The organism is Mycobacterium sp., from assembly GCF_035623875.1.
GTDB lineage: Bacteria > Actinomycetota > Actinomycetes > Mycobacteriales > Mycobacteriaceae > Mycobacterium.
This window is the reverse complement of record NZ_DASPSP010000212.1, coordinates 1-25,523: the sequence shown is the minus strand read 5'-3', so window position 1 is coordinate 25,523 and position 25,523 is coordinate 1. Positions and strand designations below refer to the sequence as shown.

At 62.7% G+C, this 25,523-nt stretch carries 24 protein-coding genes and 1 pseudogene; 13 read left to right on the top strand and 12 right to left on the bottom strand.

Going from position 1 to position 25,523, the window contains the following annotated elements:
* The first annotated feature begins 89 nt into the window (after positions 1 to 89).
* Positions 90 to 686, top strand: a complete 597-nt coding sequence (locus VEI45_RS17630) for a hypothetical protein (protein WP_324855491.1) — start codon at positions 90 to 92, stop codon at positions 684 to 686.
* Positions 687 to 740: 54 nt separating this feature from the next.
* The gene (locus VEI45_RS17625) at positions 741 to 1,628 is read left to right on the top strand and encodes a universal stress protein (RefSeq protein WP_324855489.1); all 888 of its coding nucleotides are present in this window, start codon (positions 741 to 743) and stop codon (positions 1,626 to 1,628) included.
* A 31-nt stretch (positions 1,629 to 1,659) separates the two neighbouring features.
* Here VEI45_RS17625 and VEI45_RS17620 read toward each other — a convergent pair whose 3' ends face one another.
* Positions 1,660 to 3,381, bottom strand: coding sequence for a GAF domain-containing sensor histidine kinase (locus VEI45_RS17620; RefSeq protein ID WP_324855487.1), 1,722 nt, complete (start codon positions 3,379 to 3,381; stop codon positions 1,660 to 1,662).
* Between the two features lie 168 nt (positions 3,382 to 3,549).
* Here VEI45_RS17620 and VEI45_RS17615 point away from each other — a divergent pair, with 168 nt between their 5' ends.
* Positions 3,550 to 4,650: a 3-oxoacyl-ACP synthase III family protein gene (locus VEI45_RS17615; RefSeq protein WP_324855485.1), complete on the top strand. Its 1,101-nt coding sequence runs from the start codon at positions 3,550 to 3,552 to the stop codon at positions 4,648 to 4,650.
* Entirely contained in the window at positions 4,634 to 5,512 is an 879-nt protein-coding gene (locus tag VEI45_RS17610; protein ID WP_324855483.1) for a 3-oxoacyl-[acyl-carrier-protein] synthase III C-terminal domain-containing protein, read from the top strand. Before VEI45_RS17615 ends, VEI45_RS17610 begins: the two co-directional genes overlap by 17 nt.
* Positions 5,513 to 5,545: 33 nt before the next feature.
* On the opposite strand, the gene VEI45_RS17605 is transcribed toward VEI45_RS17610, so the two are convergent.
* The 7 genes from VEI45_RS17605 to VEI45_RS17575 all read right to left on the bottom strand — a co-directional run bounded on the left by VEI45_RS17605 (position 5,546) and on the right by VEI45_RS17575 (position 12,987).
* Positions 5,546 to 5,914: an STAS/SEC14 domain-containing protein gene (locus tag VEI45_RS17605; protein ID WP_324855481.1), complete on the bottom strand. Its 369-nt coding sequence runs from the start codon at positions 5,912 to 5,914 to the stop codon at positions 5,546 to 5,548.
* A 66-nt stretch (positions 5,915 to 5,980) separates the two neighbouring features.
* Complete coding sequence (locus VEI45_RS17600) at positions 5,981 to 6,964, bottom strand: 1-phosphofructokinase family hexose kinase (protein ID WP_324855479.1); 984 nt, start codon at positions 6,962 to 6,964, stop codon at positions 5,981 to 5,983.
* A gap of 26 nt (positions 6,965 to 6,990) precedes the next feature.
* Entirely contained in the window at positions 6,991 to 9,027 is a 2,037-nt protein-coding gene (locus VEI45_RS17595; RefSeq protein ID WP_324855477.1) for an erythromycin esterase family protein, read from the bottom strand.
* Between the two features lie 109 nt (positions 9,028 to 9,136).
* Positions 9,137 to 9,568: an HSP20 family small heat-shock protein gene (locus VEI45_RS17590; RefSeq protein ID WP_324855475.1), complete on the bottom strand. Its 432-nt coding sequence runs from the start codon at positions 9,566 to 9,568 to the stop codon at positions 9,137 to 9,139.
* A gap of 399 nt (positions 9,569 to 9,967) precedes the next feature.
* Complete coding sequence (locus VEI45_RS17585; RefSeq protein ID WP_324855473.1) at positions 9,968 to 10,252, bottom strand: hypothetical protein; 285 nt, start codon at positions 10,250 to 10,252, stop codon at positions 9,968 to 9,970.
* 404 nt (positions 10,253 to 10,656) lie between these two features.
* A complete protein-coding gene (ligD, locus tag VEI45_RS17580; protein ID WP_414687517.1) occupies positions 10,657 to 11,709 on the bottom strand; it encodes a non-homologous end-joining DNA ligase in 1,053 nt (350 codons plus the stop codon).
* A 159-nt stretch (positions 11,710 to 11,868) separates the two neighbouring features.
* Positions 11,869 to 12,987, bottom strand: coding sequence for a hypothetical protein (locus VEI45_RS17575; RefSeq protein WP_324855471.1), 1,119 nt, complete (start codon positions 12,985 to 12,987; stop codon positions 11,869 to 11,871).
* A 556-nt stretch (positions 12,988 to 13,543) separates the two neighbouring features.
* On the opposite strand from VEI45_RS17575, the gene VEI45_RS17570 reads away from it, so the two are divergent.
* The 3 genes from VEI45_RS17570 to VEI45_RS17560 are packed head-to-tail and all read left to right on the top strand — an operon-like array spanning position 13,544 to position 16,487.
* Positions 13,544 to 14,446, top strand: a complete 903-nt coding sequence (locus VEI45_RS17570; protein ID WP_324855470.1) for a universal stress protein — start codon at positions 13,544 to 13,546, stop codon at positions 14,444 to 14,446.
* A gap of 47 nt (positions 14,447 to 14,493) precedes the next feature.
* The gene (locus tag VEI45_RS17565; RefSeq protein WP_324855467.1) at positions 14,494 to 15,678 is read left to right on the top strand and encodes a site-2 protease family protein; all 1,185 of its coding nucleotides are present in this window, start codon (positions 14,494 to 14,496) and stop codon (positions 15,676 to 15,678) included.
* Positions 15,675 to 16,487, top strand: a complete 813-nt coding sequence (locus VEI45_RS17560; RefSeq protein WP_324855465.1) for a universal stress protein — start codon at positions 15,675 to 15,677, stop codon at positions 16,485 to 16,487. Before VEI45_RS17565 ends, VEI45_RS17560 begins: the two co-directional genes overlap by 4 nt.
* Positions 16,488 to 16,524: 37 nt before the next feature.
* Here VEI45_RS17560 and VEI45_RS17555 read toward each other — a convergent pair whose 3' ends face one another.
* The 4 genes from VEI45_RS17555 to VEI45_RS17540 form a co-directional block, all read right to left on the bottom strand.
* Positions 16,525 to 17,118, bottom strand: a complete 594-nt coding sequence (locus tag VEI45_RS17555) for a hypothetical protein (RefSeq protein ID WP_324855463.1) — start codon at positions 17,116 to 17,118, stop codon at positions 16,525 to 16,527.
* A gap of 187 nt (positions 17,119 to 17,305) precedes the next feature.
* Positions 17,306 to 17,737, bottom strand: coding sequence for a hypothetical protein (locus VEI45_RS17550; RefSeq protein WP_324855462.1), 432 nt, complete (start codon positions 17,735 to 17,737; stop codon positions 17,306 to 17,308).
* A gap of 220 nt (positions 17,738 to 17,957) precedes the next feature.
* Positions 17,958 to 18,845, bottom strand: coding sequence for a universal stress protein (locus tag VEI45_RS17545; protein WP_324855459.1), 888 nt, complete (start codon positions 18,843 to 18,845; stop codon positions 17,958 to 17,960).
* A gap of 44 nt (positions 18,846 to 18,889) precedes the next feature.
* The gene (locus VEI45_RS17540) at positions 18,890 to 19,873 is read right to left on the bottom strand and encodes an Acg family FMN-binding oxidoreductase (RefSeq protein ID WP_324855456.1); all 984 of its coding nucleotides are present in this window, start codon (positions 19,871 to 19,873) and stop codon (positions 18,890 to 18,892) included.
* A gap of 151 nt (positions 19,874 to 20,024) precedes the next feature.
* Here VEI45_RS17540 and VEI45_RS17535 point away from each other — a divergent pair, with 151 nt between their 5' ends.
* The 6 genes and pseudogenes from VEI45_RS17535 to VEI45_RS17510 form a co-directional block, all read left to right on the top strand.
* Positions 20,025 to 21,518 (top strand): AAA family ATPase, encoded by a 1,494-nt coding sequence (locus VEI45_RS17535; protein ID WP_324855454.1) that lies wholly within the window; start codon positions 20,025 to 20,027, stop codon positions 21,516 to 21,518.
* Positions 21,519 to 21,632: 114 nt separating this feature from the next.
* A pseudogene (locus VEI45_RS17530) lies at positions 21,633 to 21,830 on the top strand (PEP/pyruvate-binding domain-containing protein); the annotation flags it as partial.
* A 37-nt stretch (positions 21,831 to 21,867) separates the two neighbouring features.
* Positions 21,868 to 22,116: a hypothetical protein gene (locus VEI45_RS17525; RefSeq protein WP_324855453.1), complete on the top strand. Its 249-nt coding sequence runs from the start codon at positions 21,868 to 21,870 to the stop codon at positions 22,114 to 22,116.
* A 7-nt stretch (positions 22,117 to 22,123) separates the two neighbouring features.
* Positions 22,124 to 23,905 carry an acetate--CoA ligase gene (gene acsA, locus VEI45_RS17520; RefSeq protein ID WP_324855451.1) on the top strand — a complete coding sequence of 594 codons (1,782 nt, stop codon included), beginning with the start codon at positions 22,124 to 22,126 and terminating at the stop codon, positions 23,903 to 23,905.
* Positions 23,902 to 24,876, top strand: coding sequence for a pyruvate dehydrogenase (acetyl-transferring) E1 component subunit alpha (pdhA, locus tag VEI45_RS17515; protein WP_324855449.1), 975 nt, complete (start codon positions 23,902 to 23,904; stop codon positions 24,874 to 24,876). Before acsA ends, pdhA begins: the two co-directional genes overlap by 4 nt.
* A partial coding sequence (locus tag VEI45_RS17510; protein WP_324855447.1) for an alpha-ketoacid dehydrogenase subunit beta occupies positions 24,876 to 25,523 on the top strand: 648 nt, incomplete at its 3' end. The genes pdhA and VEI45_RS17510, both read left to right, overlap by 1 nt.

Genomic DNA, 25,523 nt, shown 5'->3' with positions numbered 1-25,523 from the left:
TTTCACCAGTAGACGTTGGACTCTACGAGAAGGACTTCAGAATTTGCGACGCTGAATGCGACGTCGCAGATAATCCGAGATGAGGCGGCATGCAGAGTTTCGTGATCCGGCCCACCACCTGGCCGGTCCTTCGGCTCTTCAGTCGCAATCCGCTCATCCGGACCAGCGATCGCATGGAATCGGCAGTCGTCACGCTGGCTGTATTACTGGTTGTGATCGCCGCCGCTTGCGCAGGGGTACTGGGAACGATAATTCACGACACCGAGACCCAGAAGTTTCTGCAACAGGCGCAGACGCGACATGCGGTGGTGGCAACGGCCGTTGACGACAGCAAACCAGCGGCTTCAGTCGGAACGACAGCCTCGACGGTGGCCGCTCGCTGGCAGGTGAATGGCACTGAGCACGCCGATGTACTCGGCTGGGATGGTGCCGTCAAGGCCGGCGAGCCGCTGCAGATTTGGGTCGATGCCGACGGCAGTCGAGTCGATCAGCCAACTCCGGTCGAGCGCGCAGCCGTCGACGCGCTATCGGCAGCGGTCGTGGGATGGTTGATCGTGATCCTGGCCGCCGCACAAGTGGTGTGCGCTGTGCGTGCGCACGCGATCCGCATGCGAGACGCTCAGTGGGAGCGAGACATCCGATGCCTCGTCGATGAGGACGGTGGGCGCACCAACCGTTCGCAATGATGAACGTAGTTCAGAGCGGCGGCCACGGGCCGTCGATCGAGTGAGGAGACGCAAATGTCCGCTCCGATGAGCCATTCGGATATCTTGGTTGGCGTAGACGGATCGCCCGCCGCCAAGTATGCCGTCGACTGGGCGGCGCGTGATGCCGCGATGCGCAATGTTCGTCTCACCCTCGTGCATGCCGTTCGGCCCATTGGGCTCACCTTGCCGCCATTGTCGGCGCCGACGGCCTTTACGCGGTGGCAAGTAGAGCAGGGGCAGAAGATCCTTGACGACGCGGTCGAGATCGCGCGGAAAAGTACACCGGATGGCGGTCCGACGCAGATCGACAGCGAGCTGATGTTCTCGCCCGTGGTTCCAACCTTGGTCGATTTGTCCAAGGAAGCCCAAATGGTTGTCGTCGGCTCCCGGGGGCTAGGGCCTATCGCGCGCAGCGTGTTGGGATCGGTGAGCTCCAGCTTGATCCGCCACGCGCACTGCCCGGTAGCGGTCATTCATGACGAGGACCCACTGATGCCTCATCCCGCTGAGGCGCCTGTGCTGGTTGGCATCGACGGTTCTTCGGTCTCGGAGTTGGCGACCGCGATCGCTTTCCAGGAGGCGTCATGGCGGGGCGTCGACCTCGTCGCGTTGCACGTCTGGAGCGACGTCGAGGTCAACGATTTCCCTGCCATCGATTGGCCGGCGATGAAACCGGCCGCTGAGGAGATCCTCGCCGAGCGCCTGGCCGGTTGGCAGGAGCGCTATCCCGACGTGACGGTGCGGCGCGTGGTCGAATGTGACCATCCGACGTATCACCTCATCAGGCAGTCCGAATCGGCGCAACTGGTGGTCGTCGGCAGCCATGGGCGGGGTGGATTCGCGGGCATGTTGCTCGGATCGGTCAGCGCCGCTGTGGCGCACTCGGCTAGGATGCCGGTAATCGTCGCGCGTCAATCGTAATTGCGCGCAGAGGAATTCGGTTCTTCGTCCGCTACCCGGGTATTGGCACCGACCAGCGCAGTGTCGTCTCGCTGTCAGAGCCATTCTCGACAGTGAGGCTGCCTCCGATGTCTTCGGCAATACGACGCATTTCGGCGAGGTTGTTGGCGGTGATTTCGTCGGGCACGCCATGCCCATCGGTGGCAACCTTGATGCTCAGCTCGTCGTCGACCTCGACGATGACGCCGAGCCGGCTAATGTTGGGCTGGCGGGTCGCATCGGCGACGGACGCCCGGACGAAGGCTTCCGCGTGATCCGCGAGAGTTGCATCGACAACGGACACCGGGCCGACGAACTGAACCATTGTGCGTAGACCGGTACCGGAGTACTCAGCGATCGCCTCCTCCAGCCGTTGCCGCAGCCTGGTCGCACCCGAAGGCGCGGTGTGTAGGTCGAAGATCGCGGTGCGAATGTCCTGAATCACTTCTTGCAAATCGTCGACCTGCTCCGACAGACGCCGCTGCACCTCGGGTGATTTCGCCAGCGGCACGGTTGCCTGCATCGCCAGCCCGACAGCGAAAAGCCGCTGGATAACGTGATCGTGCAGTTCGCGTGCAATCCGGTCACGGTCGGTCAGCACGTCTAACTCACGCATCCGCCGCTCCGACGTTGCGAGCTGCCAAGCCAGTGCCGCCTGGCCCGCAAACGCGGCCATCATGTCGAGTTGCTCATCGGTGAAGGGTGGCGAGCCCGCCCGGCGCAGCACAATCAAGACGCCAGCGGCGGTGTCCGCCACCCGCAACGGCAGCAGCAGCGCAGGGCCGGGATCGGTGAAGTCACCAATGACCAGGTCCAGGTTGTCGACCCGCTGCGGAGTGCGGTCTGAAAATACGTCGGCGATGGGTGTGCAGGCCGCCGTCAGCCCGTCCACCTGTGAAATAGACAGTGCGCCAGACGTTTCTGTTATCACCAACTCGGGGGTGCCGGAAGCCGGCGGTTCGGCCTCGACGGGAATGGCGACCATCGTGGCGGTCGCGTCAGCCAGCGTCAGCGCTTTTTCAGCCAGAAGTGCGAAGACCTTAGCCGGGTCGGCGCCAGACAACATCTCGGTTGCGATATCGCGTGCTGCTTCGATCCACGCCTGACGCGCCCGGGATTGCTCGTAAAGCCGCGCATTGGCGATCGCGGTCCCGGCCGCTGCGGCAATCGCCTGCACCAGGACCTCGTCGTCCTCGCTGAACGGTTGGCCATTTGCTTTTTCGGTCAGATAGAGGTTGCCGAAGACCTCGTCACGTATTTTCACCGGGACACCCAAGAAGGTGCGCATCGGCGGGTGGTTGGGCGGAAATCCGACCGACGCAGGGTGCTGCTGGATGTGGTCCAGCCGGATCGGCTGAGGGTCATCGATCAGCACCCCGAGGACACCCCGGCCCTGCGGGAGATGCCCGATCAGCGCGCGGGTCTCGTCGTCGATTCCCTGGTAAACGAACTCAACCAAATCATGACCATGTCCGCGCACCCCTAAGGCGCCGTAGCGGGCGTCGACCAGTTGAATCGCGGTCGCGACAATACTGCGCAACGTCGCATCCAACTCGAGGCCGGAGTTGATGACCAGCATCGCCTCAACCAGGCCGTCCAGCCGGTCGCGGCCCTCGACTATCCTCTCGATCCGGTCTTGGACCTCGGCGAGCAATTCGCGCAGTCGCAGTTGCGACAGGGTTTCGCGGAGTGATGCAGATTCCCGTTCGGCATTCGGCCTCTTCTTGACCGACACGCCCCTATCGTCGCATCCGCATGGCCGGGATGTACATATCTGGCTGCCCGCACCTTCTAAATGGTCGCCTAATGCGCGCCGGTCGTTCGGCTCTGCAAACAAGGGCCGGAATGCCCTAGGTAGTTGCCCGGCAACAGATGACCATATGAAAAACAGGAGGCGACGGCAATGCCAAAACATTGGCTGTTAATGGATACACCCGGTCCCGATGGCGGCCAATTTCGGACCCGCCTCGCGGCGGCTGGTCGCCATCTGCCGGCCACCCACCTGACGACCGACGATTTGATGTCGACCACAACTCATCGCACGCATATCGATCTGGAGCGTCTAACGGGCATCCACGAGCGTCGGGTCTCGATCGGCGAAGAGGATTCGCTAAGCCTTGCCACCTCGGCAGCACTGGACTGTCTTGAAAAAGCACAATGCGATCCGGAGTCGCTCGATGTCGTGATCAATTGCAGCATAACCAAGCTCCGCGACGGAATGAACCAATGGCTTGAGCCTTCAATGGGAAGTGCCGTCGCGCACGCCATTGGGGCTGACAATGCGATGACCTTCGACCTCTCGAACGCCTGTGCTGGAATGTTGAGCGGTGTCACAGTTCTCAACAACTGGATTCGACAAGGCAGTGTCCAGCGGGGGCTGGTGGTCAGCGGCGAATACATCTCGCAGCTGGGCTGGAACGCCGCCCGCCATGTCCGCAACATCATCAGCAAGGAGCTGGCATCCCTGACGCTAGGTGATGCGGGCGCTGCTCTCCTGTTTGAGCGCGCCACCGCGGAATCTGGAGCGATCACCCTCGCTGGATTCACCACGGTGGCGGGCTATAGCCGACTCTGCCTGGCCTATCCCAAAGGGCACGACCCGGGTGCGCGGATGTTCACCGATTCCCGGGGGATCCAGAAGGCGGCGATCTTGAATACCCCGCTGCTGCTCAGAGAAGTCCTGGAAACAGTGGGCATTTCGATCCACGACATCGACCACGTCATCACCCATCAAACCTCCGCGCGCGCGATACGCAAAGGCATGGCCGCGGTGCGCACTTCTTTTGGCGAGGGTCCGCGCCACCCAGCAGTCATCACCGTCGATCGGTATGGGAACACCGCGTCGACCACCCACACCGTTGCCCTGGTGGAAGAGTTGGAGGCCGGCCACATTCGGCCCGGCGATACGGTCGCGCTGGTTGCGCTGGCGTCCGGTTTGGAAATCGGGGTGGTTTTGCTGACTGTCGACGAAGATTTGGTGAAGCGGTATGGGCACGGTAATTGACGGGCTTGACGTTACCCGCGGAAATTGGCGCAGCCGTCGCAGTGCGCTGCAACTGGCGGTTACGGCCGCCAAGGGCTGCCTGGTGCACGCCCAGACGGCGCCCTCGGACCTAGACCTGCTCATCAATGCCGGCATCTATCGCGACCGCAACCTGGGTGAGCCGGCGCTGGCGGCAATCATCCAGGAGGACATCGGCGCCAATCCCGAAGATCCCCACAGCGATGCCCACGGCACGTTCTCTTTCGACATCGCGAACGGCGCCTGCGGCGTTCTGACTGCACTGCAGATCGCCGATGGATTCCTGCGGTCGCAGACGATCTCGCGCGCACTGATCGTCGCGAGCGATGCCGACCCGGGGCGAGGCGCCAGCGAACGGTTCCCATTCTCGCCGGCGGGTGGGGCGTTGCTGTGCAAGTGGTCGAATCAGGACGATGGCCTCGGGCCGGTTCACTGGGTGAACGAACCGGATGACGGTGAGAACTTTCGGGCTTCAATAGATTTCGACATGTCTCGCAATGTGCTGCGCTTTCGCGAATCCCCTGCGATAGCCGCTGAGCTGGCCGCTGCGGGTGTGCAGGCGGTGCAACGTTGCCTCGACGACGCGGCGCTCGACCTATCCGACATTCCGGTGATTATCGCCGCTCCCCCCGATAGCCGCTATCGCGTCGAACTCGCGGCAAAGCTGGGGGTCCCGGTGGAACGCGTTGTCGTGGCTGGCGATGAACACATGCACACGGCTTCGCTTATGGCAGCACTGAGAAGTGAAATCGACACCATCCCGGTAGGCACTCCGGTTATGCTCGTCGCCGCAGGCGCGGGAATCGTGGCTGGTGCCGCGCTATATCGCATGCCGGCCGTCTGACGAAGATTCGTTGGCGGCATGTCCGATCCGCTGTCAGCCGGCGGCCCACTCCTTGGCATGCTCGAGCTCGTCGAGGCTGAACAGGGCGAGCTCGCCGGGGACCATCCACGCCAGCGCATGCAACGTATGTGCGACCCATTCTTTATCGGTCACTACCGCGATCCGCTTGAAGGCCGAATGATGCTGGAAGAGAGCACCGAGGCCCAGCTTGAGGTCCTCGACCAACCCGCCGGGTCCAAAGCCCTCGTAATCGGATGCGATAACCTCCACGATCCTGATCTCACCGTTTTTCACGAGGTTTTCCATGGCCGGCTTGAACTGGCGCAGGTCCTCACCACGCAGCCGGCCGGACACCCGGATGCCGGTCACTCCCTCCGGCATGTCCGACAGCACATCGATCATCGAAATTGCCTTTCTCGGTCGGCCGGAGTCCGGTCCCGATGATCTCGAGCGGCTCGGCCTACACGGTCAACTGCTGACGGCGCTGAGATCCGCCGGCTCGGCGACGAGTTCAAAGAGTCGCTCGACATCACTACGATTGCACACGGCAGTGCCCGGTGTCATCAACATCGCGGCCCCGGCGGCAATACCGAAGCGAACCGACTTCGACAGCGGCCACCCTCGGCTCAGGCCAACCGTGATAGCGGCGACCATTGCGTCGCCGGCACCAACACCGCTGCCCGAACGCATCTTGATCGCCGAAAAACGTTGAGCAGCACTCGGTGTGACCAACAGCGCCCCACGATCACCGAGTGAAACCACGATAACCTGCGCCTGACCACGCTGAATCAGTTCCTGCGCTGCAGCGGTTTGGTCTGCCTCGGTTGCCAATTCACGTCCCACGCATTCACTTAGCTCTCGTACGCTCGGTTTCAGAAGGAACACTCCCGAGGTTATGTGTTGCAAGCCAGTACCCGACGTGTCCAGGACCAGTCGCGTTCCGAGATCACCACAGACATCGGCTATCTGTTGATAGAAGTCGGCAGGCACACCAGCCGGCAGGCTGCCGCTCACCACGACGAACTGGGCGGACCCTGCCACCGCGCGAAGTTCGTCGACGCATCGTGCCCGCTCGGCGAACGTCAACCGCGGCCCAGAGAGCACAAACCGATACTGTTGTCCGCTGGTTTCCTCGTTGACGGTGAAACTTTCTCGTGTGCGGCCGCCGATTTTGACCCGGTGAAACGGAACCCCTTCTGCGACAAGCAGATCAGCGACGACATCACCGGTCGGCCCGCCGGCGGGAAACACCGCGGAGACCGAAGCACCAAGCACGCTTGCAATACGTGCCACGTTGATGCCGCCACCGCCGGGATCATGCCGAGCACCCTGGCAGCGCAGCTTGTCGGTAGGGCGCACCCGGTCCACGCTGGTCGTGATATCGAGCGCCGGATTCATTGTCAATGTCACGATCGTGGCCCGACTTCCGTTGGGCGATGTGGGTACGCTCATCGTTGCTGCTCCCGTCTTGCCCGGCCCTACAGGCCGGTCGGGTAGGTTTCGGGCGTCTCGCCAGCCATCCATTGGCTGGTCACTTCGAGCGGCTCGAGCGCCTGCGTGTTCTCGATGTGAATCATCGCGTCGAACTGATCCGCCGGGCGGACATGGAAGTAGTGGCTCTGTCTTTCAGTCGCCGGCAAATAGATCACGCCGATCGCGCGACCCAATCTCACGACGTCCAACGCGGCACCGGCCGAGCTGTCGGACGAGACGGCGAACGCGGGATTACCGGTCTCGTGGAACAACTCCTCAACGCTCCCCGGTAATGCCGGCCGAACCATCTTCCGCTCGGCGACGGCGCCCCATTCGCTGGCAGCAGTCACCGTGCCGGTGTAGGTGCTGAACCCAATAAGCCGACAGTCGTTGCGGTAGCGTTCGCGGACGAGTTGGCCCAAAGTGAGTTGGCCGTCCGCGGACACCTCGGTCGCCCGGGCGTCACCGACATGGGAATTGTGCGCCCACACCACGATTCGTGCTGGCGAGGCGTCAGGGTGGCGGTCCAAATGGTCCAGCAGCGCCTGCAGCGTCTGGGCCATGTGCTGGTCCCGCAGGTTCCACGACGTCACGCGTCCGCCGAACATCGCACGATAGTAATGCTCGGCGTCGCGCACTACTTGTGCGTTCTGTTCCGCGTAGAACAGTTCGTCTTCGGCGAGCAGTCCGTCGCGGCGCGCGTAGCGCAACGCACTGCGCTGCATGTCGACCAGTTGATCAATGGCCTCTTTTTCGCAGGACAAGCCGGCGCCGAATGCCGCCCGGAACCCGTAGGCCTGGCCGTCATCGGCAGATGATGCATGGTCGAAACAGGCGTAGCGGGCCCGCGCACGGGCCGCGGCCGCAGGGTCGATTTTTTCCAGATAGCTGATCACCTCGTGCATCGATCGATGCAAGCTGTAGAGATCCAGCCCGTAGAAACCGGCTTGGCGGCGACCCTGGGATCTGCAGTGCCGATTATTGACCCGCAGCCACTCGACGAAGTCACGGACCACGGTGTTGCGCCACATCCACGACGGGAAACGCTCGAATCCGCGCAACGCCTCTTCGGCCGTCGTGTCGGTGCCCTGCCCGCGCACGTACCGGTTCACCCGGTAGGCGTCCGGCCAGTCCGCCTCCGCGGCCACCGCACAGAACCCCTTCTCGTCGATCAGCCACTTGGTGATCTCGGCTCGAGCCTGATAGAACTCGTGAGTTCCGTGCGAACTTTCACCGATCAGCACGATCCGTGCGTCACCGATCAACTCGGACAACATTTCTCGAGGCGGCACACCGGCCGGGGCGTCGATGGCGACGCGCCGGATGACGTCGGCCGCCGTCTCCGCGGCCGGGGCCAGCCTCGGTCCGGTTGTCGGGGTGCCGAGCAGGGTGCGGACTTCCTCGTCGCTGACCTGGCTGAAGTCCCAGAACGACGCGCCTACTGCCAGAAACGGTGTGGGCATCGATGCGCAGATCATGTCGTCGACGAGGCCAGCAAATTCCCGGCACGTCGACTCCGGTGCCGCCGGCACCGCGATCACAATCTGCGCCGGTTCGGCCTCGCGCAAGGCTTGCACCGCAGCGAACATGCTGGCGCCGGTGGCCAGCCCATCGTCGACCAGGATGACGGTCTTTCCGGTCACGTCAGTCGGTGGGCGACCGTCGCGATACGCCGCTTCTCGTCGGATCAGTTCGCGTCCTTCACGTTCAGCGACGTCCCGCAACTGTTGTGGGGTGATCCGCAGACCCCGCACCACGTCGTCGTTCAGCACGACGCGGCCACCACTGGCGAGCGCGCCCGCCGCGAATTCTTCATGGCCCGGGACACCGAGCTTGCGCACGACAAATGCATCAAGCGGTGCATGCAGTGCGGCTGCGACCTCCCATGCGACCGGCACCCCGCCCCTGGCCAGACCCAAGACCACGACGTCGGGTCTGTCGCGGTAGGCCTGCAGTAGGCCCGCCAGCACTTGGCCGGCCTCACGACGATTGCGGAACAGCCGGTCTGGCGTGTCCTTGCCCAGGATGATGGCTCCGCTCATTTGACAAGTCCTCACTAGTTCGCGGGTGGCCCCGCGGCCCAGACAACGGGTGGGTGTTTGGCGGGCCCGCAGCCAACGGTGTGTACTGCGGGCCCGCCTCGCAACCGGGTCAGTTGGCAGATGCGATCGGCACGTGCTTTTCCGCCGGCTTGGCTTCTTTGACGGCGACGGACACCGTCAGGATGCCCTTGTCGTAGGTGGCGGTGACGTCGTCTTCGTCGGCACCGGCCGGCAGCGACACCGTGCGGACGAACGAGCCGTAGGAAAACTCCGAACGTCCGTCGAATTCCTTTTTCTCGCTGCGCTCGGCCTTGATCGTCAACTGGCCGTCGCGCAGGGTGATGTCGATGTCCTTTGCTGGGTCGACACCGGGGATCTCCGCTCGTACTTCGTAGCGGCCGTCCTTGATTTCATCCTCGAGCCGCATCAATCGGGTGTCGAAAGCTGGCCGCAGTCCAGAAAACGACGGGAACGCGGAAAACAGCTCTGAGAACTCGGGGAACAACGAGTGCGGCTGCCGTCGAACGGGAAGGGTGCTCATCTTGGTCTCCTGCTGGTGGGTTTGCATTAGCTACCCAGACGATTCGACCACCCACCCTGACACCGCGGTAGGGACGGAAGTCCCGCATTGCCGGGGTCGTTTGTCGGCATTCCGCGGCGGTCCTCCTAAAGCGCTTGCCGCCCAGCACGTCGCGGATCTGCTGGTGCGCCCACACTGCCGGGGGCGCCAGCACTTTAATGGCCTCCGGCCAATTTTGCGTCGGCGAGCAAATATGCCGTCAACGCAGTTCGTCTTGCCAACCAATCAGCCCGCACCAGGATCAACCTCCCCTAGCAGGAGTACCGACTTCAAGAGAGACCGTTAACCGAGCGTGCCATGCCCCGATCGACATAGCACGCCGGTTGTCTCATACAAGAAGCCCGGTCCTGATGTTTGTTTCTATTCGCCGTCCGACTTACTCAGCGCCCGGTCTGCGGTCCGGACTAGCTTCTGGTTGAACTGATATTGAGCAGCCACGAGCTTATCGGCCAGTTCGATCGCAGCGTCGACGATCTTGGTGCGTAGCGGTTGGACCGCGTCCGGAATTGCCTCATCAAGGGTCTGGCGGAATGCCCGTAACGCCTCAGTTGCAGCATGCTGGCCAGCCTTAGCCGACTCACGTACCTCGTCGAGCAGGTCAGTGGAGCGAGATGCTACGGACTGCGACTCAGTGGTTTGCGCCATCTGTCGGATCCTTTCCCTAGTGGGTTTCGATACGGTCTCCACGACGCTATTCGGTGCGGCGGCCAGCCAATACTGACGAAGGTCCCATGTTGAGCCGCCAATGGTCTCCAGTGTCGGCCTGGATGTCAGCGGTGCATGAAAAATCCACTCGGCTGGTGGTCATTCGGATCTAACCAGCAAGGCTGCGCCAGGTATTCGAACGCGATGCGCCGCAATACTGTTCGCTTCCACTTCGGCCACCGACGTCCAAAATTCACGCCCCGTGACCGCGCTACGCCAAGATGCGCGTGCCACGCTATTGGCCTAATATTTAGACATCTCGGAACTTGACCTTCCCCGATACGCCACCTGATCATCGCGATGTCTGACTTGCTCGTCGGCGATCGATCCAGCGGGGACCCAGCTCACACAATCTTCCCAGGTCTTTCCCTCACGACCGCACCAGGCTCCTTATCGGCGCGCAGGCCGGTGTAGCGGGGGTGGCGCAGCTTGCCGTCGCGCGTCCACTCGCTAAATCCGACCTGCGCCACCAGCTTCGGCTGCACCCAATGGACACTGCCTGGAAGGTGTCCTGCACCTACGCGTGCTACCCCCAAGCCACGATTAAACGGTGGCTCGTCCTGTTCTATGGCGCATAGCCTTTCGTGCAGGTTATGCAGTGTCGCCGTATCGAAACCGGTACCCACCTTGCCGGCGTAAACCAGGTCGCTGCCCTCGTAATAGCCGATCAAAAGCGCGCCCAACCCAACTCGGTGGCCTTTGGGTGCTGTATAGCCGCCGATGACGAACTCCTGATCCAATACGCATTTGAATTTCAGCCAATCCGGTGACCGACGGCCCTCTTGGTACCTGGAATCGGCCCGCTTGGCGATCACCCCCTCATCACCGCGCGAGCAGGCTTCTCGATAGGCGGCCACGCCGTCGGTCCACCGGTGTGGTGTATAGCGCAGCGGATCCTTGAATTGAATGGCGTCCTCCAGCAGTCTTTTCCGCCAGATCAACGGCAGCCCAGTGGTGTCGTACCCGTCAAGGTGCAACAAATCGAAAAGACAATAGAACACCGGGATTTTCGACCTCCTGGCCTGCCAGGCGTCGATAATGCCCAGCCGCCCCTGCAGCCGCTCAAAGCTCGTGCGCCGCCCCTGAAAGGCCACCACCTCACCGTCGACAACGAATCGGGAGGTGCACTGCGCGCCAAGCGCATCCGCGAGCTCCGGATAAGTCGCGTTCAGCGGCTGGCGATTTCGCGACAACAACCGAGTTCGGGGACCGTCGCGGAATGCCAGGCAGCGCTCACCATCAAACTTCAGTTCAAAGATCCACCGGGGGTCGGAGAACCTTTTATCGGTCAAGGTTGCCAACATCGCGGCCCGCCAGTCGGGCACCCCCTCGGGGCGAAGAACTGCGCGCAAGTCGTCGGGCAGGCATTCGATCACCACAATTCCTCCAGGATGCATCCAGAAAGCAGCGACTCCCGTCGATCCGCCACGACCCTGATCCGCACACTGCCAGGAGCAGGCAGCGTTTCTGAGCCGGGCAACGTAGCCACGTTGATTACCTGCGTCAAGGACCATCTCACCAAGGTCGCCAGCAGCCTGGACGCAAACCACTATTCGCTATCGGCTCGCAAGTCGGTCGGTCGCGACATATCGCAGCAACGCACCGATCCCGTCTACGGGTGCGATTTTGCCGTCGGCCCAAACTAATGACGCGTCCACCGCGATGGCGGTAAACGGCAACGCCTCATCGGCCCTTGCCACACGTTTCACCGGCTCGCCTAAATTGGACAGCGCATCAGCATCGGGCGCGACCGTGATAAGCGTCTTGCCAGTGACCACAGTGGCGTCGCCCAGCTCACCGATAATCAGCGTCTCGACGTCGCCGTCACGCAGAGCCGCGCAGACAGCGGCAAGCCCTTCGGCCGCCAACCCCGAGCCGCGCCCGATTTCGGCTTCAAACCGATCGCCGATGTCGGTCAACTCGATGTCATGGCGCCGTGCGAACTCCGCAGCCATCAGCTCGCGGACCTCTTCGGAATCGATACCGCTCCTGCGTGTACCGGCATGTAGCTGGGACACCCGTTTGGCCACCCGCTCCGGTAACTCAGCAATCAGGTCTGTGCGTGAACGCACCTCGCCGCACAGGAAGACCACCTCCGGATCCACTTCGTCCACCAGTCGTGTCAGGTAGTCGGCGACTGCACGGCAGTTCATCCGGATGGCTTCTTCGGTGGTGTGCTGGAAGTCGCCGTAACCATTCCACCCGGCGGTGGCCGGCTTGTGCACCGGGTACCCGGCGCCCTCGATGCTGTTGGAGCGGACAGTTTCCCCTTGATCCAAGGTGACGTCCGCACCGAGGTGATCAACCGCGGCGAACACGCAGGTCGGTCGTTGCATTTCGAGTTCGATCAAGGGCACGACATACGGGTAATCCGATAGGCGAATCACCGTAGCCGCTGGTGGACTGACCAAATGCTCGTTTATCAGCACCTGCTCGCTGGTCGCGATTACCGCGCGGCCGAGCCGACCCACGGCCGGTCGATGGTTCAACACGGCCTCTTGGAGCTTGTCGAGGATTTCGGCGCCCACTCCCAGGTGCTCGAGATGTTTGCGGATATCGCGCCATTTCGCTTCAAGGTGCTCGAGAGCTTCTGCGGTGTCGTGTGAGTCGTCAAAATACACCGAGGCAAAAGGACCTTGAGCCTTTACCAGCGACCTGAGTCGTTCTGATCGCACGGCTATCCCTCTCTGCTATTGCGACCTTGTATGTGCATGCTGGCTACGACCGTATGAAAAGCCAACGCGCCCGCGCGAGAGTCGTTAGCCTCTAGATCCGGGCCTTTGGTCTTGCGGCGGACAGTCATGCAGCCAGGCCAACCGGCTACCCGGAGAAGTCATCCAAGGACGACTGACCCCGCATCGACGGGCGAGTTCTCAGGGTCAATTTTGGGCCGCCTTTGACACCCGAATTCCGGAATCGGGACGACAGGTGACCTTTGGCCCTAGGGCACCCAGCAGGCCACTGCGACGGTCATTGATGAGATCTGCCCGACTTGCGGCAACCTAGTTTGACACCGTTCCAAGACCGGTGATGCCACGTTCGGGCAGATCCTCTCATGCCGCCAGCCCTTCGGGTGATGCGCACGCGGGCTCCCTTGCCACGAGCAGTTCCATCGCGAAGAGTCATCCGGCTGCGAGTTTGGGACTAATGACTCCTGCCCGAGACCCGTCAGGGTCCTTAATGTCAGCGGCAACGGGCCCGACAAAAGCCATTAATTTGGGAAGGACCGCAATGTCGAATCGCTCTGTCCATGAGGGAATCGTTGTCGGCGTCGACGGATCGCCGTCATCGGACATGGCGGTGCGTTGGGCCGCACGTGAAGCGGGCATGCGCAACGTTCCACTGAGCATCGTTCATGTCATCGAAAGGCCTCCGTGGGGCATGGTGGCCTTGGGCGGAGGCGCTGTTCCACCTCCCTCCGAAATCAATGAATGGCGGAAAGCAGAAGGCGAGGACATCATCTCGGCTGCAGTCGAGCTCGCCAAGGACAGCGTCCAAAACGGGACTCTTCCGCAACTACACGTCGAGGTGTACTTCTCGGCAACCGGTCCGGCGCTTTTCGATCTATCCACTCACGCGCAAATGATCGTGGTGGGCTGTCGCGGGCACGGCAGGCTGGGTCGCGTTTTGCTCGGGTCGGTGAGCACCGGGCTGATCCACCATGCACATTGTCCGGTGGCCGTGATCCACGACGAAATACCAGTTGCGTCGCAACCTTCACAGCTGCCGGTGGTGGTCGGCATCGACGGGTCGCCGGCCTCGGAGTTAGCGACAGCGATTGCTTTCGACGAAGCGTCCTGGCGAGGTGTAGAGCTCATCGCTCTGCACGCATGGTCCGACGCGCACGTGTCCGACATTCCGAGCATTGAGTGGTCGGCTCAGCAAGCGGTCGGGGAGGAAGCTTTGGCCGAACGCTTGGCCGGCTGGCGAGAACGCTATCCCGACGTTGCCGTCCGGCGCCGGATTGTGTTAGACGCTGCGGCTCGTCATCTCTTGGAGGAGGCTGAGTCGTCACAACTGCTCGTCGTCGGCAGTCGCGGCCGCGGCGGATTTTCCGGCATGTTGCTGGGATCGGTGAGCACGGCCGTGGCGCAAGCGGCCCGCGTGCCGGTGATCGTCGCCCGACACCAGTAATCGAACGACAGAGATCTACTCCCACACCGCTTTTGGAGGTCTACAGCATGGGCGGAATCCCGTTAGGACGTATCGCAGGGTTTCCGGTAAATGCCAATTGGAGCGTACTGGTCATCCTCTGGCTGTTTACCTGGAGCCTGGCCTCAACCCTGCCCACCACCGCCGCGGGTTACTCGGCAGGGTCCTATTGGATCGCCGGTGTATGCGGCGCCACGCTATTGCTCGCATCGTTGCTCGCCCACGAGCTCGCGCACGCGATCGTGGCCCGGCGCGCCGGTATCGAGGTTCTCGGCGTAACGCTGTGGATGTTCGGCGGCGTCACACGTCTGGGCGGTCAAGCCAAGACACCGCAGACCGCGTTCCGGATCGCGGTGGCGGGCCCCGCAACAAGCCTGTTGCTGGCGGCGTTATTTGCCGGCGCTGGAGCAGGATTGCGGACCCTGGGCGTAGAGCACATCACCATCGGCGTTGCGTGGTGGCTGGCTGGAATCAACGCGCTGCTGGGCGTTTTCAATCTGCTCCCCGGTGCGCCGTTGGACGGTGGTCAAGTTCTGCGCGCATGGCTGTGGCGCCGCCACGGTGACCCGACGCGCGCTGCCGTAGGCGCAGCGCGGGCCGGGCGCACCCTCGCGTTCGTCCTGATAGCGTTCGGGCTGCTCGAGTTCCTGGCCGGAGCCATGGTCGCCGGGGTCTGGTTGGCGTTCATCGGCTGGTTCATCTTTACCGCCGCGCACACAGATGAGGCGTCGGCGCTGACCCGCAATGCGCTGACGGGTGTGCGTGTCGGCGACGCAATGACCACCAACCCCCACACGGCGCCAGCCTGGATCACCGTGCAGGACTTCATCGAGCGTTATCTCCTGGGCGACCGGCATTCGGCCTATCCGGTGAAGGACCACAATGGGTCGGTTTCCGGGCTGATCACACTGACCCAGTTGCGTCAAGTGGAACCGAGCAATCGCTCCACCACCCTTGTCGGTGACATCGCCATACCGTTGAGCCGTGTCCCGACCGCAACACCGGACGAGCCCGTCACCGCGCTGCTGGAACGGCTGGCGTCCGGTCAAGGAAACCGTGCACTCGTTGTCGACGGGGCATGTGTCGTAGGCATCGTCACCCCAAGCGATCTCACTCGTTTAATCGATGTGTACCGGCTCGCGAAGCCCGACCTCACCGTCACAGATGATTACCGACGCCATTATCAAGGTGGCGGGGTACGGAGGATGCTATGAGCGACAGGAGAATTCGGCCAGCCGTCATCGTCGGCATAGATGGTTCACAGGCGGCGATCCATGCCGCCGAGTGGGCCGTGGACGAGGCACTCGGCCGTGGGGTCTCGCTACTTATGCTCGCGGCCATCAAGGCCACTCACCCCTCTGCCGAGGACTACCACCGAGACGTAGCACACGCCGAGGCATCGCTTCAGGCGGCACGACTCGCGGTCGAGGCGATGGGAAGACTGGTGAAAGTAGAAACAGACATTCGCCGCGGGCCGCCGGGTGCCGTTCTGGTTTCCGAATCCGACGATGCTGAAATGATCTGCGTCGGATCTGTCGGGATCGGTCGCTATTCCCGGGCGTTGTTGGGTTCGACCGCGACTGAAGTCGCAGAAAAGGCTCAATGTCCGGTCGCGGTGATTCGCTCCCAACCGGACCAGCCGGGACCGGACATCAACTGGATCGTGGTGGAGGTCGGCGACGCGCCTGGACGCGATATCGTCGTCGATCAAGCGATGAGAGAAGCGCAGCTGCGCAAGCTGCCGGTGCTGGCTATCGGCACTGCGCAAGCAGACGCGGCCGAGGCTCCGTCGCACGAACTGGACAACCGCCTGTACCCATGGAGACGGTGGTATCCGGATGTCCACATCTACCCCGTGACAACGGGCGCCCACGTCACGCGTTTCCTGAAGACCATCGATGACCTAGTCCCGATGGCTGTTGTTGGCGCCCCCGACGCCGGAGAACTTGCGCGGATCGTTGGGCCGCAGGTCCATCCCGTCTTCCGGCATGCTCAATCCTCGGTGCTCATCGTCCGCGAGTGAAAGGGTTTCCAGCGGCGATTCGACCGCCAACAAGTGTTTAAACGCCCGCCAGCATCCTATTGATGATGTCTTGAGCCGCCCGCATGTGCTTGTTCCCCTGAGCCATCGACGAGAGAAACTCTCCGTCATAGTCGGCGTGGGAACCCGCCACGACAGCCAGGCACAGATGTGCCGCAGAATGGAAATCCTCGACCGCCGCATGTAGCTCGGCAGTGAGCTCCGGATTGGGGCTTGGTAGATGGCTCTCCATTCCGACCTCCGCAGCATCGTGCACATGCTGGCACGCCGCCGCCAAAGCGCCTGGCTTGAATTGACTGAACGCTTGATCGACGTCTTGTGATGCATGCTGCAGGTCGGTGAAATCTTTCTCCGCCCCGGCCCACCATTGTTGAGGCGCCGTGGTGCTGGGCGTCGTTGGAGCCGACGAAACCGTGTGGTGCGTGTGGTTCATAACAGCCACGCCCGCCGCTGTGCCGGCGAATAAAAGAGCGGCTACGGCCCCGCCGATGAACCATTTCGCCCGGCGTCTCGACTCCACCATTGGCGGCTCGAGGCCCGGATCGATCGGGACGCCGCTTTCCCCAAACGGTCCCCGATCGGGCGGGTTTGGATACTCATAGGAGTAGGTCACCGTGGTGCTTCTTCCCTTTGGGACTTAAGCGCCCAAAATTTATCTTGGTCTTCGTCTTTCGACGGTATGCGCGACGACCGCGGCGAGCGAGAGTCGTTAGCCCTCAGGTAGAGGTGACTTGCCATCCCAGGTGGGCGACCCCTGGCAGGGTCGCCGCCTTCCTCGTTGCCCGCGTCCGAGCCATCAGTCAGGCGGCATGCGGCAGGTCAGGAGCTGAGCTCGCCGATTGTGGCACCGGGCGGGTCCGCGCCGGAGCCCAACCGACGTAAGCCAGATACAGCCCGATAACGACCTCCACAACGGCACCCGCGCGCCACCAACCCATCGCGTCGACTGCGGAGTTGGCCATCGAGAAATACGTGTGGGAGCCGGCCACCAGAAACAGCCCCTTGACTGCGACAAGCCAGCCGATAGCCGACACGATGATCGCTGCGGCGCCCCGCCAGTACGAGTGAAGGGCGATGACCACCAGACCCAGCAGCAGGATGAACGCCCCAGTGACCCAGGACCACAACGGGTCCGCTTCGAATCCTGACAGCATCGCCCGCATATCGGTCGGCCGCAAGGCAGCGGTGGCGGCGATAATAGCCAGGTACGGGCCCATCACACGAGCGAACATGCGCGTCCTGTGCTGGGATTGATGTGAAGATTGCATTGTATTACCTCCATTGAGGGCCGTCATCCGGCGAGATGATAGCCGGTATTGCAATCGAGATCCCGTTGGGAATATCCGACCATTTGAGCGCTGGCATACGACAGAGGCTGAAGTCCCGGCAGCCCTGGGACGTTCGTCACCATGTCAGCGGGACGTGCCTGTGGCCGAGTCGAAAGCTGTTGCGCTACTGCGTGCGTACAACGATTACCGGAACCCTTGCCGACTGGGCGACCGCAGCGCTGACCGCGCCGAGACGCATCCCGGCAAATCCGCCGCGGCCATGGCTGCCGAGAACCACCAGTTGCGCGTGCTGGGATTCCTCGACCAGCCAGCGCGCCGGGGTGTCACAGACCAGCCGTCGACTGATGTGCACATCGGGGTAGCGTTCCTGCCAGCCGGCGAGGCGTTCGGCCAACAGCTCGTCGCCTTCGCCCTGATATGTCCGCCAGTCCATGCCGAGGATCGGGAAAACCCCTACGTCACTCCACGCGTGCAGCGCGACCAGCGCCACTCCCCGCCGCGACGCCTCGTCGAATGCCCATGCCGTTGCGGCTTCGGAGGCGGGCGAACCGTCCACGCCCAGCAGAACGGGCGCTTTCGGGTCGACCGGAGCGGACTCGTTGTCTGCGTGAATGACCGCTACCGGGCAGTGCGCATGCTCAACAACACCCCTGCTTACCGAACCCAGCAGAAGTCGGCCGAACGCACCCCTGCCATGACTTCCCACCACGATCATCTGCGCGTCCTTGGAGGCATCGGCAAGCCCATCCACCGGATGCGAATAAAGCACCTCTGTCCGAATGTCTGGCGGCCGGGGCTGATCCATGGCGGAGCTGAGGCGATTGCGCGCTTGGTCGATGACGTGTCGCGCATTGTCGTCTTGCCATTCGGCCACAGTCGTCTGCTCGGGGCTGACCGGCCAGCTGACAACCACCGGTTGGACGACATGCATCAGAGTGACGAGTTGATGACGCATGGATGCTTCACGGGCCGCCCAGGATATAGCGGCATCTGATTCCACCGAACCGTCGACCCCGACAATTATGCCGTATTTTGTTGGGGCTTCAAACATCTCCTGCTCCTTTGACCACAACCCACAGTGTCACCGCCGAGTAGTCAGCGACGAAATTCCAGGACGTCAGACAATGGTCGCCGAGGCGTCGGTGGTGGAACGACCTCGACGTCCGGCGCGGTACCGACCCGTATCAAGACTTGCGGCATCGCATTGTTCACCATCAAATTTCGGATGATGTCCCGGCTGGCTTCCAGTTCGGTGATATGCGTGAGGGGGCAAGTCGCTAGTCCGGCCATCGTGCACTCCAGCAGCACCTTCGACAGCAGTTGGCCGGCGTGGAGTGCGTCGGCGCGGGTATCCTCCGGCGTGGACAGCACCAGTATCTTTGCCTGGTCCTGCGCGGCGGTGGCGCGCCGGTCGCCGCAATCGCTGGCAGGGAGTCGTCGGTCCACTCCAACTCGATCAGCTTCGGACCGTGACACCAATGCACTCGGCGGGATTCCCTCGGATTTATTGGAAGAAGCTGTCCACCAGTCTAGTTCGCGATGGTAATAGTCGTCGTCACGGCGTAGGGACTCGGTGAGTCGCGACGCGTCGAGTAGCCGCGGGCGGGCGTTGTCGGCCAACACCTCGATGGCGACCAGATCGGACTCGCAAGCGATGTGCAGCATCGTTTCGAATGACTGCCAATCCCTCGGGGGCCCGAATGGCAGTCGGTCGCTGCGGCGCCGCGATATCGCGTCGGCACGGTCGCGCCAGACCCGAGTCACGTATTCGAGCGGCGTGAAGTAGATCGATGCCAGGTGCTCGAGCCTGTTCGGGTTGGGGAACTCCTCGATCTGGGCGTGCCACCCAGCGGCGGCCATCGCGGTTCTGAAGTGATCGAGCACGGCACCGCAGCTGATGATTGCCTCGCGGCCCGAACTGTCGGTTGAGCGCACCACACGATGAGGATCGGTGAACAAGTCAACGGCGGCCGGTGTAGCCACCCAGTGCCAGGGTTGGCTGTTATGTAGCGATGGCGCCCGGCAGGCCAACTCCACTGCCCGCTCGATCACCTCGTGAGCCACTGCCGCTGTCGTCATAGGTGCTACCAGCCCTTTCCTCCCTTCGAGCCTTACGGGTCCGGGCATCGCAGGCCAGGGTCCTTGGTCCCTTGACGACGCGGCGTGCGACCCGGCTGTACAGGTCTTCCGACCGCTTCGCGCGGAATGCGTCGGGTAAGAGAATGTGCTCATGGGGCACACCACGGCCACCAACCAACAAGCAGTCGAGCCGTACAGCGAGGTACACGAGACGCACACCGGGCTCGTCGTGCTCGTCGGGGAATTGGCCTACAAGGTCAAAAAGCCGATTCGCACCGATTTCCTGGATTTCAGCACCCCGGAGCGGCGTGAGCGGGCGTGTCAGCGAGAACTGGAGCTCAATCGGCGGCTGGCGTCTGCCAGCTATCTAGGCGTCGCTCACTTGAGCGCTGATTGGGCCGGCACCAGTGAACCGGTGCTCGTCATGAAGCGCCACCCGGACTCTTCTCGGCTGGCGACGATGGTGCGGCACGGCCAACCGGTCACTGAGTCACTCATGGCGATCGCCCAGGTGCTGGCGAGGTTCCACGAAGGCGCCGAACGGGGTCGGTCCGTCGCTGCGCAAGGCACCGTCGCTGCGGTCAAAGCCCGCTGGGAGGCCAATTTCGTCGAGATGCAGCAGTTTGTCGATACGGTCGTGGACCGACAGCGCCTCGAGGCCGCCGAACGGTTGGCGGCACAATTCATCGCAGGCCGTGGGCTGCTGTTCGCCGGGCGCGTCCACGACGGGCGGATCGTCGATGGACACGGCGATCTGCTCGCCGACGACATCTTCTGCCGTCCTACCGGTCCGGAGATCATGGACTGCCTCGAGTTTGACGACAATCTTCGATACGTCGACACGATCGACGACGCAGCGTTTCTGGCCATGGATTTAGAGTTCCTGGGTCGCAAAGACCTCGGCGAGTTCTTCCTCGACCAATACAGCCGGCTTGGCGCCGACCCGGCTCCCCAGTCGCTTAGGCATTTTTACGTCGCCTACCGCGCACTGGTCCGGGCCAAGGTCGATTGCGTGCGGTTCGCGCAAGGACATAGCGACGCCGCCGCGGACGCATCGCGCCACTTGGATATCGCGCTCGAGCATCTACATGCTTGCTCAATACGGCTGGCTATGGTCGGCGGCGGACCGGGGACGGGAAAAACCACTCTGGCGCACGCTTTAGCCGAGCGGGTTGGCGCAGCGGTGATCTCCACTGATGACGTGCGGCGCGCCATGCAGAATTCGGGCGATATCGGTGGCGAGGCAGGTGCCCTGAACGCCGGCCTGTACTCCGATGAGAACGTCGCCGCCGTCTATGGCGAGGTGTTGCGCCAGGCCCAGATTGAGCTGGCCAACGGCCGATCGGTGATCCTCGACGGCACCTGGCGCGATCCCCACCGCCGCGGCGAAGCGCGGCAGCTGGCTATCCAGACGCAATCCGTCGGACTTGAATTGAAGTGTGAGACGTCAGTGAACTCCGCCGCACGCCGGGTCGCTGCCCGGCCGACGGGAGGCTTATCGGACGCGACGCCGGAGATAGCGACCGCGTTGGCCAACAGTCAGCATTGGCCCGAGGCGCACCACGTCGATACCAGCCAACCGCTATCGGACTCCGTTTGCGCTGCCGAGGAGCTCTGGCGACTGGCAGTCGAGGGTGCCGAATAGCGATTCGGAACGAGGGACTTTCGTCACATCTACTGGTGCCCACTGGCCGGTTCGGGATTAGTCGACGCGCCACTAGCGTCAGCGATGCCCGGAAATGCCGTGCAGGAAGAAGTCATGGAAACCCAAACTTACGTGCGCGATATCGCGTCGCTACGAATCGCTGATGCCGAAGACGCTGGCGGCAAGGGCGCCAATCTGGGTGAGCTGGTGGCCGCTGAGCTGCCGGTGCCCGGAGGCTTCGTCCTGATGAGATCGGCCTACCTCGATTCGATGCAAGCGGGCGGTGTCGACACCGAACTGGCGACACAGCACTATTTGATCCCGTTGCGTTGATCGAAGAAGGACAACCATGATGCACCCCGCCGTCGAACAGCGAAACGCCGAACTGGACGCGATAGCGTGGGGATTTCTCGGCTCAACCTACGCCAGCAAGCGCTTCGTCGAATGGCCGATCGATCGACGCCTGCATGCCTACCTGCGGCACCAGGGACTGAGCAATCTGGCTAACGATGGAACCGTCTGTGCGGTGCTATTGGATCGGGTGATGGCGAACATTGCCTCCGCCTTGGACAGCGGAACACTCCGACCGGACGGGTAGGGCAAGCGTGAAAGTCATCCACAAGACGCCCTCCGATTGGGCGGTCCCGCCGCATCTGAAGGACTACGAGCAGACCCGGGCGATGTTCGATTGGTCGAAGGTCCCACCACTGTGCCCGGGCATGGCCGGTGGCGGTTGCAACATCGCTTATGCCGCAATGGATCGGCACGCCGAAGGCCCGTCGGCTACGCGCACAGCGCTGAGGTTCGTCAGTGAGCAGAGCTGGGATGCCGCGATGGCCACCCGGGATCTTAGTTATGCTGAGCTGGCACGTCTTTCGCGTCGTTTCACGAATGTGCTTCGCTCCCTTGGCATTAACCAGGGCAGCCGGGTTTTCACTATCATGGGCCGCACACCCGAACTGTACATCACGATCATGGGCGCGTTACGCAACGGCTGCGTGGTCTCACCGCTGTTCTCAGCGTTTGGCCCTGAACCAATTGCTACCCGTGTCAATATCGGCAGGGCCGACGTCCTGGTCACAACTAAAGCGATCTACCGGCGAAAGATCGCTGGGATAAGAGAACGGCTTCCCTCGGTACGCCAGATCCTCGTTGTCGACGGCGTCCTGCCCGGAACTATTGACTTTTGGCGATGGATGGACGGCGCAGACGACGATGCGCCGATCACCCCGACCACAGCCGACGACCCTGCCTTACTCCACTTCACCAGTGGTACTACCGGCATACCGAAAGGTGCTTTGCATGTCCACGGCGCGGTCGTCATGCACTACGTGACCGGTCTGTACGCACTCGACCTACATCCCGATGACATCTTCTGGTGCACAGCAGATCCCGGCTGGGTCACCGGTACGTCGTATGGTGTAATCAGCCCGCTACTGCACGGGGTCACCTCGATCGTCGACGAAGCCGAATTCGACGCTCAACGCTGGTACCAAATTCTGCAGAGCCAAGGCGTGACCGTTTGGTATACCGCCCCAACCGCCTTGCGGATGTTGATCAAGGCGGGATCCGAGCTCGCCAAGCAATACCACTTCCCCCACCTGCGGTTCATCGCCAGTGTCGGCGAGCCGCTGAACGCCGAAGCGGTCATCTGGGGAAAACGTGTGCTGGGCTTACCGATTCACGACAACTGGTGGCAGACCGAGACCGGCGGCATCATGATCGCCAATACGCCGGCATTCGACATCAAACCCGGTTCCATGGGGAGGCCACTTCCCGGAGTCGACGCGTACGTGGTGCGCCACGATGATGGTGGCGTATCCGTTGTCGACGAGCCGGACGTCGAGGGAGAGCTCGCACTCGGCCTTGGCTGGCCCTCCATGTTCCGGAGCTATCTGAATGAAGACGAGCGCTACCGCAAGTGCTTCCACAACGGCCTGTATTTAACTGGTGACCTGGTCAGACGCGACGCCGACGGCTACTTCTGGTTCGTCGGCAGAGCCGACGACGTGATCAAGTCGGCCGGACACCTCATCGGCCCGTTCGAAGTAGAGAATGCGCTGACCGACCATCCTGCGGTCGCCGAGGCGGCGGTCATCGGCAAGCCCGACCCGACCGTCGGCGAGGTCGTCAAGGCGTTCGTTCTGTTGAAAACCGGTTACTCGGCCGACGACGAACTGCGGCTCGAATTGCTGGGTCACGCCCGAAAACGTCTTGGCGCCGCCGTCGCTCCGAAGGAGATCGAATTCGTCGAAACGCTACCGCATACCCGCAGCGGGAAGATCATGCGTCGCCTGCTGAAGGCCCGCGAGCTCGGCTTACCGGAGGGCGACACCTCTACCGTCGAGCCGCCCGCCGAGCCCACTAGCAAAACGGTGGCGCTATGACCGACCGCGAATTGGCCCGAACGCTGCTGTCATCGATGATCCGGGTGCGCCGGATGGAAGAAAAGTGTGCAGAACTGTACGGAGAGGCCAAAATACGCGGATTTTTGCACCTCTACGTCGGGCAGGAAGCCGTCGCCGCGGGCTCTTTGAGCGTGCTGGGTCCTGACGACGCGGTGGTGGCCACCTACCGCGAGCACGGCCACGCACTGCTGCGCGGCATCCCGATGACCTCGATCATGGCCGAGATGTTCGGCAAGCAGGAAGGCTGCTCCCGCGGCCGGGGCGGATCCATGCATCTCTTCGACACGACCACCCGTTTCTACGGCGGCAATGCCATCGTGGCCGGTGGCCTGCCGCTCGCGGTGGGTTTGGCACTGGCGGATTCGATGCTGCACCGCGACCGGGTGACCGCGTGCTACTTCGGAGATGGCGCGGTTGCCGAGGGAGCATTCCACGAGTCGCTGAACATGGCCGCGCTGTGGCGATTGCCGGTGCTGTTCTTGTGCGAGAACAACTTTTACGCAATGGGGACCTCGCTGCAGCGTGCCCAGGCCCAGACCGACCTCACGGTGAAGGCGGCGTCGTACACGGTGGAGAGCATCGCAGTGGACGGCATGGACGTCGTTGCCTGCCACGACGCCACGCAACGGGGTGTGGACCATATCCGGAACACCGGCGGGCCGTTTTTCATCGAGTTCCGCACTTACCGATTCCGCGCCCATTCAATGTTCGATCCCGAATTGTATCGGGACAAAGCCGAAGTCGAGCAGTGGCGCACACGCGACCCGATCCCCGCGTTCACCGAGCAGTGCCTGCGCGAAGGTACCCTCGATGCGGCCGACATCGCAACGATCGAACAGGACGCCGACCGTGAAGTCACAGACGCGGTCGCTTACGCCGAAGCCGGAACCTGGGAAAGCGTCGATGATCTCGAACGCGACGTGTTGACTCCAAACGCGGAGGCAAGCTGATGAAGGTCACCTACCGCAGTGCCGTGCACGACGCGTTACGCGATGCGTTGCGCGACGACCCACGGGTGGTGCTGATGGGAGAAGACGTCGGCCGCTACGGCGGAACCTATGCGGCATCCAAAGGCCTGCTTGACGAGTTCGGCCCGGAACGGGTGCGGGACACACCCCTGTCGGAGCTGGGATTCGTCGGCATCGGGATCGGCGCTTCGCTCGGCGGACTTCGGCCGATCGTCGAAGTCATGACCGTCAACTTCAGCCTGCTGGCCCTCGACCAAATCGTCAATACCGCCGCGGCGCTGCGCCATATGTCCGGCGGTCAGTTCTCGGTGCCACTGGTTATCCGGATGGCGACCGGGGCAGGTCGTCAGCTGGCGGCCCAGCACTCGCATAGCCTCGATCCCTGGTATGCACACATCCCGGGTATCAAGGTCGTCGCCCCGGCGACGGTTACCGATGCCTATGGCATGCTTGGTTCCGCGCTGGCCGATCCGGATCCGGTGGTGATCCTCGAACACGTGCAGCTTTACAACACCGCCAGCGACGTCGATGCGCTGACCGCAACCGACATATCGCGAGCGGCAGTGCGCCGCAGCGGATCCGATGCCACCGTGATTACCTATGGCGGGTCACTGCCCAAGGCGTTGGAT

What these genes read in the sequence shown, in the direction of transcription:
- VEI45_RS17540 (WP_324855456.1), bottom strand. Translation starts at nt 19,873, where the DNA reads ATGACGACAGCGGCAGTGGCTCACGAGGTGATCGAGCGGGCAGTGGAG.
- ligD (WP_414687517.1), bottom strand. Translation starts at nt 11,709, where the DNA reads ATGCATCCTGGAGGAATTGTGGTGATCGAATGCCTGCCCGACGACTTG.
- VEI45_RS17585 (WP_324855473.1), bottom strand. Translation starts at nt 10,252, where the DNA reads ATGGCGCAAACCACTGAGTCGCAGTCCGTAGCATCTCGCTCCACTGAC.
- VEI45_RS17610 (WP_324855483.1), top strand. Translation starts at nt 4,634, where the DNA reads ATGGGCACGGTAATTGACGGGCTTGACGTTACCCGCGGAAATTGGCGC.
- VEI45_RS17595 (WP_324855477.1), bottom strand. Translation starts at nt 9,027, where the DNA reads ATGAGCGGAGCCATCATCCTGGGCAAGGACACGCCAGACCGGCTGTTC.
- VEI45_RS17625 (WP_324855489.1), top strand. Translation starts at nt 741, where the DNA reads ATGTCCGCTCCGATGAGCCATTCGGATATCTTGGTTGGCGTAGACGGA.
- VEI45_RS17545 (WP_324855459.1), bottom strand. Translation starts at nt 18,845, where the DNA reads ATGTTTGAAGCCCCAACAAAATACGGCATAATTGTCGGGGTCGACGGT.
- VEI45_RS17565 (WP_324855467.1), top strand. Translation starts at nt 14,494, where the DNA reads ATGGGCGGAATCCCGTTAGGACGTATCGCAGGGTTTCCGGTAAATGCC.
- VEI45_RS17570 (WP_324855470.1), top strand. Translation starts at nt 13,544, where the DNA reads ATGTCGAATCGCTCTGTCCATGAGGGAATCGTTGTCGGCGTCGACGGA.
- VEI45_RS17550 (WP_324855462.1), bottom strand. Translation starts at nt 17,737, where the DNA reads ATGTTCGCTCGTGTGATGGGCCCGTACCTGGCTATTATCGCCGCCACC.
- VEI45_RS17535 (WP_324855454.1), top strand. Translation starts at nt 20,025, where the DNA reads ATGGGGCACACCACGGCCACCAACCAACAAGCAGTCGAGCCGTACAGC.
- pdhA (WP_324855449.1), top strand. Translation starts at nt 23,902, where the DNA reads ATGACCGACCGCGAATTGGCCCGAACGCTGCTGTCATCGATGATCCGG.
- VEI45_RS17605 (WP_324855481.1), bottom strand. Translation starts at nt 5,914, where the DNA reads ATGATCGATGTGCTGTCGGACATGCCGGAGGGAGTGACCGGCATCCGG.
- VEI45_RS17590 (WP_324855475.1), bottom strand. Translation starts at nt 9,568, where the DNA reads ATGAGCACCCTTCCCGTTCGACGGCAGCCGCACTCGTTGTTCCCCGAG.
- VEI45_RS17615 (WP_324855485.1), top strand. Translation starts at nt 3,550, where the DNA reads ATGCCAAAACATTGGCTGTTAATGGATACACCCGGTCCCGATGGCGGC.
- VEI45_RS17560 (WP_324855465.1), top strand. Translation starts at nt 15,675, where the DNA reads ATGAGCGACAGGAGAATTCGGCCAGCCGTCATCGTCGGCATAGATGGT.
- VEI45_RS17600 (WP_324855479.1), bottom strand. Translation starts at nt 6,964, where the DNA reads ATGAGCGTACCCACATCGCCCAACGGAAGTCGGGCCACGATCGTGACA.
- VEI45_RS17525 (WP_324855453.1), top strand. Translation starts at nt 21,868, where the DNA reads ATGATGCACCCCGCCGTCGAACAGCGAAACGCCGAACTGGACGCGATA.
- VEI45_RS17630 (WP_324855491.1), top strand. Translation starts at nt 90, where the DNA reads ATGCAGAGTTTCGTGATCCGGCCCACCACCTGGCCGGTCCTTCGGCTC.